Consider the following 12,349-nt stretch of genomic DNA (forward strand, 5'->3'; position numbering starts at 1 on the left):
TGCCTGGCGGGCCCGAGACGGTCGCTGCGAGTAGTGCCAGGCCATGCCTGGCAAAACAGCGGTTCCTCACTCCTGCTTGAGCAGCTCCACCAGCTGCCGCAACCGGTACGGCTTGGGCAGGAATTCCACCTGCTCGGGCAGCGGCGGCAACTGCGAGCGCGCGTAGCCGGAAGACAGGATCATCCGCGCCTGCGGCTGGTCCCGCGCCACATGCTCGCTCAGCTCGATGCCGGACATGCCGTTGGGCATGCTGATGTCACTGAACACCACATCGAAACGCGCGCCACCCTGCAGCAGGGCGACCGCTTCCTGCGCATCCGCCGTGGTCGCCACGTCGATGCCGAAGTCGCGCAGGGCCAGCCCGATCATCTCGCGCAGATCGGTCTGGTCCTCCACCATCAATACGCGGATCGGATCATCGGTCATCTGCGGGGTCCTCGGTAGCAGGGAGCAGCAGGCTGACCGTGGTGCCGACACCGGGCGTGGTGGACACATCAACGAAACCGCCGCTCTGGGTGGTGAATCCGAACACCTGGCTCAGGCCCAGACCGCTGCCCTTGCCGATGTCCTTGGTGGTGAAGAAGGGTTCGGTCGCACGCTCGGCGATGTCCGGAGCCATGCCATGGCCCTCATCGCAGACGCTCAACGTCACATAGGTCCGTTGCCGGGATGTGTCGGCGTCGGGGTCCATGCGGTGTTCCAGCGCGGTGGCGATCAGTACCCGACCGCCCCCCACCGTGGCATCCGCAGCGTTGCCGACCAGGTTGGCGAGCGCTGTCTGCAGCTGCACGGCATCGCTCAATATCGCAGGCAGGCCGGCCGCCAGCGCGGTTTCCAGGGTGACGCCGGCAGGGCAGGTGGCCTGCAGGGCGGGCAGCCAGTCGTGGATACGCGCATTGATGTCCAGCGTTTCGCGGATCAGGGTCTGCCCGGTGCTGAAGGCCAGCAGTTGCCGGGTCAGCAGGGCGCCACGATCGCTGGCCGCCTGCGCGGTGGTGAGCAGGGCATTGGCACGCTCATCATCACCCATGCGTGCTGACAGCAGGTCCAGCGCATTGACGATGGTGGTCAGCAGGTTGTTGAACTCGTGGGCAAGGCCGCGGCTGAGTTGGCCGACCGTCTCGAACTGCTGGGTCTGGCGCAACGCCCGCTGCGCGTCGCGCAGGAGCCGTTGCGCCTGCCACTGCTCGGTGATGTCGCGGGTGATCTTGACGAAGCCCACCAGCTCGCCGTTCTCGACCACCGACTCGATGACCACGCTGGCGCGGAACGGCGACCCGTCACGGCGCACACGCCAACCTTCGGCGGCCTGGTGCCCGCTTTCCGCCGCCAGTCGCAGCAGCCGCTGCGGCTCGCCGGCATCGCGCTCGGCCGGCAGATAGAAGCGCCCGAAGTGGGTGCCGATGACTTCTTCCGACCGATAGCCCTTGATGCGCTCGGCACCGGGATTCCAGCTGCAGACGATGCCGTCGGGATCGAGCAGGTACAGCGCATGATCGCGCACGCTGTCGATCAGCAGTCGCAGCTGTCGGGAGGGGTCCGTCAACATGGACGGCGTCGAAGCGGCAGCGACCACGATGGAATGCGTATTACCTCTGTGAGGGACGAGAACGTAGGCAGTGGAGTGTGAAGAAAACGTGCACGCAGCGCCCGTGCCATTGGTCGTATGCGGCTGAATGCGACACGGAGTAACATCACCCCCTTTTCCAATGTGGAACCGACCTGCATGCGTCCTGGTGCGACTACGCGTGACCGCTGGATCTGGATGACCTCGGCGGTGCTGGTGGCGGCTACGGCCGCGCTGGAACTGGTGGTGCCGCTGGGCTATGCGGTATGGCTGGCCTATTTCATGGCTATCGGCGTCACTGTGTTCCAGCGCAGCGCGCGGGTGCCGTTCGTGGTGGCCGTCTGCGCCTGCGTGATGCTGGCGGTGGGCTACAACGTGGCGCCGGCCAGCACCAACTCGTCCTTCTCGTTCGTCAACCGGACCATCGGCGGCGCCGCTTTCCTGATGATCGCACTCATCGCATCGCGCGCCATCCAGGCGCGGCGCGAGGCGATGCGCGCGCTGTGGCTGCAGGAAGCGGAGAACGCAGTGGCGATCGGCCTGCGCGGCGAGCTGGCGCCCGAGCAGATCGCCGAAGCGGCGGTGACGGCGCTGGCGACCCACCTGCGCGCAGATGTCGGAGCGCTCTATCGGCTGGAGGGTGGCCGCTTGCAGCTGACCGGTGGGCTGGCGTTGCCTACCGGCATCCCGGCCACGCTGGGCCTGCAGGAAGGGGTGGCAGGGCAGGTCGCCCGCGATCAGCTGGCGCGGCACCTGCAGGGCGGCGACGCGGCCACGCTGGAGCTGCAGACGGGCCTGGGGCGCGTGCCTGTGCGCGAGCGCATCCTCGCCCCGGTCAGCAGTGACGGCGCCGTGGTCGGCGTGATCGAGCTCGGCCGCTCGGTGGTGGGCGATCAGCGCGCACTGGACGACGAGCTGCTGGAGCGCTGCGCCGAAACGATCGGCATGGCACTGCGCACCTCGATGCTGCGTGGACAGTTGATGGTGCTGCTGGAGGAGTCGCAGCGCCAGGGCGAAGAGCTGCAGGCACAGCAGGAAGAACTGCGCGTGGCCAACGAGGAGCTGGAAGAGCAGAGCCGCAGCCTGATGCAGTCACAGAGTCATCTGGAACAGCAGCAGGCCGAGCTTGAGCAGAGCAATGTGCAGCTGGAAGAGCGCACCCACGAGCTGGAGGCGCAGAAGCAGGCGCTGCTGGTCGCGCAGGGCCAGCTGGTCCGCAACAGCAACGAACTGGCCGCCACCTCGCGCTACAAGTCCGAGTTCCTGGCCAACATGTCGCACGAACTGCGCACGCCGCTGAACAGTTCGCTGATCCTGGCCAAGCTGCTGGCCGACAACAAGGACGGCACGCTCAGCGACGAGCAGGTCAAGTACGCCCGCGCCATCCTGTCGTCCAACAACGACCTGCTGGCGCTGATCAACGACATCCTTGACCTGTCGCGCATCGAAGCAGGGCACGTCGAACTGGCCGACGAAGTGGTGGTGGTCGACAGCGTGCTGCAACGGCTGCGCGAAACCTTCGAGCCGATGGCGCGGCAGAAGGGCCTGGCGCTGCAGATCGAGGCCGATGGCCTGGCCCCCAGCCAGCTGGTGGCCGACAACCAGCGCCTGCAGCAGATCCTGAAGAACCTGCTGGCCAATGCACTGAAGTTCACCGAGCACGGCAAGGTCAGCCTGCAGGTGCGCAACGGCGGCAATGGCCGGATCCGCTTCGAAGTTTCCGACAGCGGTATCGGCATCGCACGCGACCAGCTGCAGCTGATCTTCGAAGCCTTCCGACAGGCCGATGGCAGCACCCGCCGCCGTTACGGTGGCACCGGCCTGGGCCTGTCGATCTCGCGTGACCTCGCGGTACGCATGGGCGGTGACATCCAGGTGGACAGCGAGCCGGGCCGCGGCAGCTGCTTCATTCTTGAGCTGCCCTTGCAGGGCGCGCCGATGGCCGAGGCCGGCGGAGACACCGCAGTCGCCACGCCCGAACAACAGGCCCCCGTCGCGCCGACGGCCCCTACGCCTGTTGCCCAGCGCTCCAGCGCCACTCCGGTCGCCACGGTGGCCGATGACCGCGGCCGGCGCCGCCACGCAGGGCGATTGATCCTGGCTGTGGAAGATGACGCGGTCTTCGCCGAAGCGCTGGTGACGCTGGCGCACGAACTCGATTTCGACTGCGTGGTGGCCACCACGGCCGAAGAGGCGTTGGCACTGGCGGCGGAACTGCGCCCCAACGGCATCCTGCTGGACATCGGCCTGCCCGACGTCTCCGGCCTGACCGTGCTTGAACGACTCAAGCGCAACCCTGAGACCCGGCACATTCCGGTGCACGTGGTCTCGGGCATGGACCGCAGCCAGGTGGCGCGCGAGCTGGGTGCGATCGGTTTTGCGATCAAGCCGACCACGCGCGAACGGTTGGTGGCAGCGATCGAGCAGCTTGAACAGACCAGCCAGCGCGACGTACGGCGCCTGCTGATCGTGGAGGACGACAACGACCTGCGCCGCAACCTGGAACTGCTGCTGGGCCGCGATCAGCTGCAGATCGCCGCTGTCGGCACGCTTGCCGCAGCGGTGGAACAGCTGAGCACGGTCACCTTCGACTGCATGGTGATGGACCTGTCGCTGCCCGACGGCAGTGGCTACGATCTGCTTGAGCACATGGCGGGCAACGATGACGTCGGCTTCCCGCCGGTCATCGTCTACACCGGCCGTGCCCTCAGCCGCGAGGAAGAGCAACGCCTGCGCCGCTACTCCAAGAGCATCATCATCAAGGGTGCGCGTTCGCCCGAGCGCCTGCTCGACGAGGTGACGCTGTTCCTGCACAGCGTGGAGGCCAACCTGCCCAGCGACCAGCAGCGACTGCTGCGCGAAGCGCGCCGCCGCGACACCGTGCTCGACGGACGCACCGTGCTGCTGGCCGAGGACGATGTGCGCAACATCTTCGCGCTGTCCAGCGTGCTGGAGCCGCTGGGGGTGACGCTGGAGATCGCCCGCAACGGCCAGGAGGCCGTTGATCGGCTGGCCCAGCGTGACGTGGACCTGGTGCTGATGGACATCATGATGCCGGAGAAGGATGGCCTGCAGGCGATGCGCGAGATCCGCGCGCAGCGCCACCTGCAGGACCTGCCGATCATCGCGCTGACCGCCAAGGCCATGCCCGATGACCGCGAGCACTGCCTGCAGGCCGGTGCCAACGATTACATCGCCAAACCCATCGACGTGGACAAGCTGGTATCGCTGTGCCGGGTCTGGTGCTCGCGGCAATGAACGAGCAGGCGCTGTTCGACCTGGAGCTGAAGCTGCTGCTGGAAGCGCTGTACCAGCGCTACCACTACGACTTCCGCAGCTATGCGGTGTCCTCGCTGCGCCGTCGCGTCAGCCAGGCCATGCAGCGTTATGAATGCGAGCGCCTGTCGGACCTGCAGCATCGGCTGCTGCACGAACCGGAGCTGTTCGCCCAGGCCATGCAGTTCTTCACCGTGCAGGTCTCGGAGATGTTCCGTGACCCGGAGTATTTCCGGCAGATGCGCGAACAGGTGGTGCCGGTGCTGCGCACCTACCCCTCGGTGAAGCTGTGGGTGGCGGGCTGCAGTACCGGCGAGGAAGTGTGGTCGCTGGCGATCCTGCTGCACGAGGAAGGCCTGCTTGAGCGCAGCATCGTCTACGCCACCGACATCAACCCCGCTGCACTGGCCACGGCCGAGGCAGGCGCCTACGGCATCGACCGCCTGGCGCAGTTCAGCCGGAACTACCTTGCCGCTGGCGGCACCGGTTCACTGTCGGACTATTACACCACCGCCTACGACGGCGCGGTCTTCGACCGCCAGTTGCGCCGCAACGTGGTGTTCGCCGACCACAGCCTGGCCACCGACACGGTGTTTTCGGAAGTACACCTGGTGTCCTGCCGCAATGTACTGATCTATTTCAATCGCGACCTGCAGGATCGGGCGGTGGGATTGTTCCGCGAAGCACTGGTGCATCGCGGCTTCCTGGGCCTGGGCAGCAAGGAATCGCTGCAGTTCGGTCGTCATCACGATGCGTTCGAAGCCTGTTCGCGGGAGCACCGCCTGTACCGGAAGGTGGCCTGATGGTGGCGATGTCGCGCCCAGAAATGGTGGTGATCGGCGCATCGGCCGGTGGCGTGGCCGCCCTGCAGATCGTGCTTGGCGCGTTGCCGGCCACCCTGCCGGTGCCGGTACTGGTGGTGCTGCACCTGCCGCGTGATCGTTCCAGCCGCATCGCCGATGTGCTGGCACCGTCCTGCGCGCTGACCGTGCGCGAGGCGGAGGACAAGCAGCCGCTGCAGGCGGGAACGGTAACCTTCGCGCCGCCGGACTACCACCTGCTGGTGGAGGACGCGCAGGCCATCGCCCTGTCGATGGACGAACCGGTGCTGTTTTCGCGGCCGGCCATCGATCCGCTGTTCGAATCGGCCGCCGCCGTGTTCGGCACGCGCGTGCTGGCGATCCTGCTGACCGGTGCCAGCAGCGATGGCAGTGACGGCGTGGCCGCGGTGCGCGCTGCGGGTGGCCAGGCCTGGCTGCAATGCCCCGAGGAGGCCGAGGCACCGCTGATGCCGGCCTCCGCCCTGCAGCACGCCGGCGCCGACGCCGTGCTGCCCCTTGAACTGATGTGTCGTCGCCTGAAGGAGTTGTTTGCATGAACCTGCTGCCACCGGACCCTGCCCAGTCGCAGGCCCCGGTCAACCTGCTGATCGTCGACGACGTACCGCAGAACCTGGTGGCGATGGAGGCGCTGCTGCGCCGCGAGGGCGTCAACCTGCTGCTGGCCGATTCCGGCGCGCAGGCGCTGGAACTGCTGCTGGAGCATGAGGTGGCGCTGGCGCTGCTGGACGTGCACATGCCGGAGATCGATGGTTTCATGCTGGCCGAGCTGATGCGCGGCTCGCAGCGCAGCCGCGACGTGCCGATCATCTTCCTGACCGCCTCGCCGGATGATCCGCTGCGGGTGTTCAAGGGCTACGGGACCGGCGCGGTGGATTTCCTGCACAAGCCGGTAGCGCCGCAGGTGATCCTCAGCAAGGTCAACGTGTTCATCGAGCTCTACCAGCAGCGTCAGCTGCTGAAGGCGCGCAACGAGGCGCTGGAGCGCGCGTTGAAGCTCAACGAGACCATGGCGGCGGTGCTGACCCACGACCTGCGCACGCCGCTGTCGGCCATCCTGCTGTGTGCCGACAAGCTGTCGCTGGAGCTGCCGGCCGACAATGCCGGCGCGCAGCGGACACTGAGCTATCTGGAAGCCAGCACGCTGCGGATGGCGCGCATGGTCGAGCAGCTGCTGGACTTCTCGCGTATCCGCAGTGGTGGCCTGCGCCTGCAGACGGGTGCCTGCGACCTGGCCGAGGTGACGCGTGCGGTGCTGGTGGAGACCGGTGCCGGTCATCGACCCGATCGGATCGCACTGGATGTGCGCGGTGATTCGACCCTGCAGGGCGACATGGATCGTTTGGGGCAGATCATCGCCAACCTGGTCGGCAACGCACTCACCCATGGCGCCGACGCGGCGATACAGGTACAGGTCGATGGTAGCGATGCAAGTATTGTCGCGTTGCGCGTAAGCAACGCCGGCCATGTCGATGAAGCATTGCTGCCGCGTTTGTTCGAACCGTTCAAGGCAAGTTTCCACCAGAGCAACGGGCTTGGGCTGGGGCTGTACATCGTTGACCAGTTCGTGCGTGCCCATGGTGGACAGCTGAGCGCGCGCAACGACGCCGGACAGGTGGTGTTCGAGGCACTGCTGCCGCGCCGCGCCGATGGGCGCAGTCCGGTCGTTTCCTGAATTCTTCAGCTGGCGCGTGAGCGTACTGAGACGAATTCGTCCGCAACTGCTACCGTGGCACCACTCTTGCAAAGGAAGCCCCATGCCACTGCGTGCCATCGCCTACGTCAGCCAGTCCAAGCCGGATCTTTCCGCCGAACGTCTGCAGACGCTGGTCGATGATGCTGCGCGCTTCAACAAGCTGGCAGGGGTGACCGGCGTATTGCTGAATGACGGCGAACGCTTCCTGCAGTACATCGAAGGGCCACCCGATGGCATCGATTCGGTGTATGAGCGCATCCTGCAGGCTGGCAGTCATGTCGACATCGTCGAGCTCGCGCGCGGCCGGGTTGGCCAGCGTCAGTTTCCGTACTGGGCGATGCGCGTGTTGCCGGTGGACGCTGCGCTGCTGCGCCAGCTTTCCGCAGGGGACTGGTCGGGATTCGCACGTACGATGAACGGTGACAGTGGACTGTTTACCGCAGTGGATCTGTTGACCGAGGTCGTGCGGCCGGCGCTCAGCGCGGGCTGATCGCTAGCGCTGCGGTGCGCAGTACGCCGTGTGCAATGCCTGCAGCACCCCCAGCGCCGGACCTTCCAGCAGCCGATAGTGCAGTGTCTGTGCCTGCCGTCGCGTTGCCACCACATCCAGATGGCGCAGAACGGCCAGATGCTGTGACAGCGCCGATGCGCTCAGGCCGGTCACCGCCTGCAGTTCCGGCACCGGTGCTTCACCTTCCACCAGACGACACAACACACGCAGGCGCGCCGGGTGGGCCAGCGATTTCAGCAGGGCAGCCGCCTGTGTGGCGTGCGTGGCCATCGCAGCGCTGTCGGTGCTGATGCTGCGCATGGCTTGACCGGATAGTTAAGGAAAGTCTAATTTAGATAAATCTAAATTGAAGGGCAAGCCGATGCGCGCGATGCGGAGGGGCGGGGCATGAACCTGCCATGGGCGGCAATTGCAGGCGGCGGCCTGATCGGTGCGTCGGCAGTGGTGCTGCTGGCCACGCTCGGTCGGGTGGCCGGCATCAGCGGCATCGCCGCCGGCGCCGTAGCCGCACCGCGAGGTGATCGTGGCTGGCGCTGGGCTTTCCTGCTCGGACTGATGGTGGCGGCGGCGGCGGCGGCGGTGCTGAGCTGGCAGGCGGGCGCGGGACAACCACCGCGCGTGTTGTTGCGTGACGCACTGCCGGCCTGGCAATTGATCTGTGCCGGTGTGCTGGTGGGCTTCGGTACGCGGCTGGGCAATGGCTGCACCAGCGGCCACGGTGTCTGTGGGCTCGCCCGTGGTTCACGACGATCGCTGGTGGCGGTGCTGGTGTTCATGGCCTGCGCGATGCTCACCACGTTCCTGGTGCGCCACGGCGGGGGGCTGTCATGAGCCGCGGCTTGTGGGCCGCATGTGGTGCCGGTGGCCTGTTCGGTGCCGGCCTCGCCCTGGCCGGCATGACCGACCCGCGTCGCGTGCTGGGTTTCCTCGATGTGGCTGGGGACTTCGATCCCACGCTGGCCTGGGTGCTGGCGTCGGCGCTGCTGGTCAGCGCACTGGGGCACTTCTGGCTGCGGCGGCAGGAACGTCCACGCTGCGCCGAGCGCTTCCAACTACCGACGGCGCAGGCGGTTGACAGGCGGTTGCTGCTGGGCGCGGCAGTGTTCGGTATCGGCTGGGGCTGGGTCGGCTACTGCCCGGGGCCCGTGCTGGCCGCGTTGGCGGTGGGCGCGCGCGAAGCCCTTTGGTTCGTGCCGGCGATGGCGGCTGGTTTCTGGCTGCATGACCGCTGGCTGCGCTGAGGTTTCACGTTTGCCTCACCGGTGCAGGGTTCAGATCACTTTTCCCGGGGAAAGGAGCATGGCATGGCACGGATGAAGTGGAACGGCAGCGCGTTGTTGGCGGCGGCACTGGCGACAGCGGCGATGCCGGCGATGGCCTGCACGCGCGCGGTGTATCTGGGCGACAACGGCGATGTCATCACCGCCCGCTCGATGGACTGGAAAGTGGATGTCGCCACCAATCTCTACGTGTTGCCGCGCGGCATCGCGCGCACCGGAAAGGCCGGGCCGGGTTCGATCGCCTGGACCGCGCGCTACGGCAGCGTGGTGGCCACCGGCTATGACATCTCCACCACCGATGGCATGAACGAGAAGGGCCTGGTCGCCAACCTGCTGTGGCTGGTCGAGTCGGAATACCCGGTCCAGCGCAGCGGCAAGCCCGGCCTGTCGATTTCGTTGTGGGCGCAGTACGTGTTGGACAATTTCGCGACGGTGGAAGAAGCCGTGACCGCGCTGCAGCGCGAGCCGTATTCGATCATCACCGACAAGGTGCCTGGCGAAGACCGCCAGGCGACGCTGCATCTGTCGCTGTCCGATGCCAGTGGTGACAGCGCCATCGTCGAGTACATCGGCGGACGCCAGGTGATCCACCACGATCGCCGCTACCAGGTGATGACCAATTCGCCGATCTTCGACCAGCAGCTGGCGTTGAACAGCTACTGGCAGCAGATCGGCGGCACGGTGATGCTGCCAGGCACCAACCGTTCGGCCGACCGCTTCGCGCGTGCGTCGTTCTACATCAACGCGATTCCGAAAGCAGAAGATCCGGTGGAGGCGCTGGCCAGTGTGTTCAGCGTGATCCGCAACGTGTCGGTGCCGTTCGGCATCACCACGCCGGGCGAGCCCAACATTTCGTCCACCCGCTGGCGCACGGTCGCCGACCACAAGCGGCGCCTGTACTTCTTCGAGTCGGCTCTGACGCCCAACACCTTCTGGGTCGACCTGACCAAGGTCGATTTCGGCGGCAAGGTTCTCAAGCTCGATCTCGGCCGTGATCAGCGCAATACGTTTTCCGGGGATGCGCTGCAGCACTTCGTGCCCAGCGCGCCGTTCACCTTCCTTGGCGTGGAGGGGTAACGCGGGGCTGTGCCGCCAGCGCCTGGCAACGTTGCGGGCCGGCAGCGGCGCGCGCACACTCTTTAAATGGGCGCGATCTTCCATCTACGACACTATGGTCAGGCCACCGGCCTGGATCGCCACGACTATGCGCAGTGGGTGTTGCCCCTGCAGGGTGAGCTGCAGTTCGAGATGGAGGGCAGGGGCGGCCGTCTTGACCTGCTGCAGGGGGCCTTCGTGGCTGCCGGCGAGGCGCACGACCAGGTGGCCGATGGCCCCAACGGTTTCGTGATTGTCGACTGCGGACCGGGTGTGCTTGATGACGCGACCCAGGAGCACCTGTGCCGGCAACGCTGGCTGCACCTGCCGTTGTCGCTGCGGCAACGGCTTGCCCGGGTGCAGGCAGGGCAGCCGGTGCCGGCGCTGCTGCCGGAACTGCTGCGGATGTTCGCCCCAGCGGGCAGCGGTGCGCGCCTACAGGGTGTGTGCGCTGCCCTGGAGGCAATGCCCGGACAGGTGTGGTCGGTCGCGCGCATGGCCGCCTTCGTCGGCATCAGCGAAAGCCGCCTGCATGCGGTGTTCCGGCGCGAGTTCGGGGTCAGTCCACAGGCCTGGCTCAGTGCCAGCCGCCTGCGTTGGGCCAAGCACCAGTTGCGGGTCAGCCCGGCGTCGATCAGCGACATCGCACTGGCCGCTGGGTATTCCGAACAGAGTGCACTGACCCGTGCGCTGCGCCGCGAATGCGGGCAGACCCCGGCGGCATGGCGGCGGGCGGGCGGCCAGTAGCCTCGGTCAATACGCCGCCCTCTCTGTCGCCTACACTTCGCGGCCCGTGCTCTCCCGCCAAGAACCTGCAATGCGCAACAACCCGATTGCTCTGGGCATCGCCAATGGCATTGCCGCCGGTGCGCTGTGGGGCGTGGTCTTCCTCGCGCCCGCCGTGCTGAACACCTTCAACGCACTGCAGCTCTCCGCTGGTCGCTATCTGGTCTATGGCCTGATCGCGGTGGCCCTGCTGCTGCCGCGCTGGAAGCGCCTGGCGCCGAAGCTCGGCCGCGCCGAATGGATCGGCCTGTTGTGGCTGAGTCTCGCGGGCAACCTGGTGTACTTCCTGCTGTTGGCCACGGCGGTGCAGTGGGCCGGTGGCGCCGCTGCTTCGTTGATTGTCGGCCTGATTCCGGTAGTGGTCACCCTGGTGGGCGTGCGCGAGCAGGGCGCAGTGCCGTTGAAGCCGTTGCTGCCGGCGCTGGGCCTTTGCATGCTCGGGGTGGCGATGGTCGGCTGGGAAGCGCTGATGTCCGAACACTTGGGCACTCCCTGGCGGCAGCGCTTGATCGGCCTGCTGTGCGCGTTCGGTGCATTGTTCTCGTGGGCGCTGTACTCCATCGGCAACAGCCGCTGGTTGGCGCGACGGCCAGATCTTTCCAGCCATGACTGGTCGCTGCTGACCGGCGTCACTACCGGCGGCTTGTCACTGCTGCTGGTGCCGATGGCGTTCGTCGGACACGCCGGGCCTCATACGGCCGCGCAGTGGGGTGGGTTCTGGGCCATCAGCGCGGGCGTTGCGGTGGTCGCTTCGATCCTCGGCAATGCGTTCTGGAACCGCGCCAGTCGCCTGTTGCCGCTGACCCTGACCGGGCAGATGATCGTGTTCGAAACCCTGTTCGCGTTGCTGTATGCCTTCGCCTGGCAGCGGCGTTGGCCAAGCCTGCTGGAACTGCTGGCGATCGTGCTGCTGGTCGGCGGCGTGCTGTTGTGCGCGCATGCGCACCGCACCCCACGCGCGATCACCGAACATGTCGGCTGAATCGACGCATTGAAGCCGACGATCACCGGTTTGTCTCAATTGCAACCAAATGCCGGCACGTTGACCGATGATCGCCGCAAAGAAATATTGCGCCGCAACACTTGACAGCGGCCATCGTGCCGGTGTTTTCTGTACGCCATGGTTCTTGATGCCGCCAACGCCCGTCTGATCGCCCCCGCTGCCGCGGGCCGTTCGACTGCGCCGGTCGCCATCACCACCACCATTACCACCACCACCGTCACCACTGCCCTGGTGCGGCCCGTCGTCTTCGTGTAACTCCCGAAAACAACGGCCCCGCACCATCCAGGTGACGGGGA

The 12,349-nt window shown here is 66.6% G+C and carries 14 protein-coding genes; 11 read left to right on the forward strand and 3 right to left on the reverse strand.

From position 1 onward, the window contains the following. Positions 1 to 66: 66 nt before the first annotated feature. Complete coding sequence (locus tag WKB25_RS07725) at positions 67 to 426, reverse strand: response regulator (protein WP_089240789.1); 360 nt, start codon at positions 424 to 426, stop codon at positions 67 to 69. Next, positions 416 to 1,549 carry an ATP-binding protein gene (locus tag WKB25_RS07730; protein ID WP_340569820.1) on the reverse strand — a complete coding sequence of 378 codons (1,134 nt, stop codon included), beginning with the start codon at positions 1,547 to 1,549 and terminating at the stop codon, positions 416 to 418. Before WKB25_RS07730 ends, WKB25_RS07725 begins: the two co-directional genes overlap by 11 nt. A gap of 177 nt (positions 1,550 to 1,726) precedes the next feature. Between WKB25_RS07730 and WKB25_RS07735 the strand changes: the two genes are divergently transcribed. From WKB25_RS07735 to WKB25_RS07755, 5 genes are all read left to right on the forward strand, one after another. Next, a complete protein-coding gene (locus WKB25_RS07735; RefSeq protein WP_340569822.1) occupies positions 1,727 to 4,825 on the forward strand; it encodes a response regulator in 3,099 nt (1,032 codons plus the stop codon). Further along, positions 4,822 to 5,646, forward strand: a complete 825-nt coding sequence (locus WKB25_RS07740) for a CheR family methyltransferase (RefSeq protein WP_340569823.1) — start codon at positions 4,822 to 4,824, stop codon at positions 5,644 to 5,646. Before WKB25_RS07735 ends, WKB25_RS07740 begins: the two co-directional genes overlap by 4 nt. Beyond that, positions 5,646 to 6,221 carry a chemotaxis protein CheB gene (locus tag WKB25_RS07745; protein WP_340569824.1) on the forward strand — a complete coding sequence of 192 codons (576 nt, stop codon included), beginning with the start codon at positions 5,646 to 5,648 and terminating at the stop codon, positions 6,219 to 6,221. Before WKB25_RS07740 ends, WKB25_RS07745 begins: the two co-directional genes overlap by 1 nt. Continuing rightward, complete coding sequence (locus WKB25_RS07750; RefSeq protein ID WP_340569825.1) at positions 6,218 to 7,357, forward strand: response regulator; 1,140 nt, start codon at positions 6,218 to 6,220, stop codon at positions 7,355 to 7,357. The genes WKB25_RS07745 and WKB25_RS07750 overlap by 4 nt, the downstream gene beginning before the upstream one ends. 82 nt (positions 7,358 to 7,439) lie before the next feature. After that, positions 7,440 to 7,868 carry a BLUF domain-containing protein gene (locus WKB25_RS07755; protein WP_340569826.1) on the forward strand — a complete coding sequence of 143 codons (429 nt, stop codon included), beginning with the start codon at positions 7,440 to 7,442 and terminating at the stop codon, positions 7,866 to 7,868. A gap of 3 nt (positions 7,869 to 7,871) precedes the next feature. On the opposite strand, the gene WKB25_RS07760 is transcribed toward WKB25_RS07755, so the two are convergent. Then, a complete protein-coding gene (locus WKB25_RS07760; RefSeq protein WP_340569827.1) occupies positions 7,872 to 8,189 on the reverse strand; it encodes a metalloregulator ArsR/SmtB family transcription factor in 318 nt (105 codons plus the stop codon). 87 nt (positions 8,190 to 8,276) lie between these two features. Between WKB25_RS07760 and WKB25_RS07765 the strand changes: the two genes are divergently transcribed. From WKB25_RS07765 to WKB25_RS07790, 6 genes are all read left to right on the forward strand, one after another. After that, the gene (locus tag WKB25_RS07765; protein ID WP_340569828.1) at positions 8,277 to 8,720 is read left to right on the forward strand and encodes a YeeE/YedE family protein; all 444 of its coding nucleotides are present in this window, start codon (positions 8,277 to 8,279) and stop codon (positions 8,718 to 8,720) included. Continuing rightward, positions 8,717 to 9,130 (forward strand): DUF6691 family protein, encoded by a 414-nt coding sequence (locus WKB25_RS07770; RefSeq protein WP_340569829.1) that lies wholly within the window; start codon positions 8,717 to 8,719, stop codon positions 9,128 to 9,130. The genes WKB25_RS07765 and WKB25_RS07770 overlap by 4 nt, the downstream gene beginning before the upstream one ends. Positions 9,131 to 9,193: 63 nt before the next feature. Beyond that, on the forward strand, positions 9,194 to 10,246 hold the full coding sequence (locus WKB25_RS07775; protein ID WP_340569830.1) for a linear amide C-N hydrolase: 1,053 nt from the start codon (positions 9,194 to 9,196) through the stop codon (positions 10,244 to 10,246). 66 nt (positions 10,247 to 10,312) lie between these two features. After that, on the forward strand, positions 10,313 to 11,011 hold the full coding sequence (locus tag WKB25_RS07780; RefSeq protein WP_340569831.1) for an AraC family transcriptional regulator: 699 nt from the start codon (positions 10,313 to 10,315) through the stop codon (positions 11,009 to 11,011). Between the two features lie 70 nt (positions 11,012 to 11,081). Further along, positions 11,082 to 12,032, forward strand: coding sequence for a DMT family transporter (locus tag WKB25_RS07785; protein ID WP_340569832.1), 951 nt, complete (start codon positions 11,082 to 11,084; stop codon positions 12,030 to 12,032). Positions 12,033 to 12,170: 138 nt separating this feature from the next. Further along, a complete protein-coding gene (locus WKB25_RS07790; protein WP_236512853.1) occupies positions 12,171 to 12,308 on the forward strand; it encodes a hypothetical protein in 138 nt (45 codons plus the stop codon). Positions 12,309 to 12,349: the final 41 nt, after the last annotated feature.

Origin of the sequence: Stenotrophomonas sp. G106K1 (assembly GCF_037969685.1) — a bacterium.
Lineage (GTDB): Bacteria > Pseudomonadota > Gammaproteobacteria > Xanthomonadales > Xanthomonadaceae > Stenotrophomonas > Stenotrophomonas lactitubi.

Excerpts from the sequence above, each read along its gene's own strand:
- WKB25_RS07745 (WP_340569824.1), top strand. The coding sequence starts at position 5,646 with ATGGTGGCGATGTCGCGCCCAGAAATGGTGGTGATCGGCGCATCGGCC.
- WKB25_RS07730 (WP_340569820.1), bottom strand. The coding sequence starts at position 1,549 with ATGTTGACGGACCCCTCCCGACAGCTGCGACTGCTGATCGACAGCGTG.
- WKB25_RS07775 (WP_340569830.1), top strand. The coding sequence starts at position 9,194 with ATGGCACGGATGAAGTGGAACGGCAGCGCGTTGTTGGCGGCGGCACTG.
- WKB25_RS07750 (WP_340569825.1), top strand. The coding sequence starts at position 6,218 with ATGAACCTGCTGCCACCGGACCCTGCCCAGTCGCAGGCCCCGGTCAAC.
- WKB25_RS07735 (WP_340569822.1), top strand. The coding sequence starts at position 1,727 with ATGCGTCCTGGTGCGACTACGCGTGACCGCTGGATCTGGATGACCTCG.
- WKB25_RS07740 (WP_340569823.1), top strand. The coding sequence starts at position 4,822 with ATGAACGAGCAGGCGCTGTTCGACCTGGAGCTGAAGCTGCTGCTGGAA.
- WKB25_RS07760 (WP_340569827.1), bottom strand. The coding sequence starts at position 8,189 with ATGCGCAGCATCAGCACCGACAGCGCTGCGATGGCCACGCACGCCACA.
- WKB25_RS07765 (WP_340569828.1), top strand. The coding sequence starts at position 8,277 with ATGAACCTGCCATGGGCGGCAATTGCAGGCGGCGGCCTGATCGGTGCG.
- WKB25_RS07725 (WP_089240789.1), bottom strand. The coding sequence starts at position 426 with ATGACCGATGATCCGATCCGCGTATTGATGGTGGAGGACCAGACCGAT.
- WKB25_RS07785 (WP_340569832.1), top strand. The coding sequence starts at position 11,082 with ATGCGCAACAACCCGATTGCTCTGGGCATCGCCAATGGCATTGCCGCC.
- WKB25_RS07755 (WP_340569826.1), top strand. The coding sequence starts at position 7,440 with ATGCCACTGCGTGCCATCGCCTACGTCAGCCAGTCCAAGCCGGATCTT.
- WKB25_RS07790 (WP_236512853.1), top strand. The coding sequence starts at position 12,171 with ATGGTTCTTGATGCCGCCAACGCCCGTCTGATCGCCCCCGCTGCCGCG.
- WKB25_RS07770 (WP_340569829.1), top strand. The coding sequence starts at position 8,717 with ATGAGCCGCGGCTTGTGGGCCGCATGTGGTGCCGGTGGCCTGTTCGGT.
- WKB25_RS07780 (WP_340569831.1), top strand. The coding sequence starts at position 10,313 with ATGGGCGCGATCTTCCATCTACGACACTATGGTCAGGCCACCGGCCTG.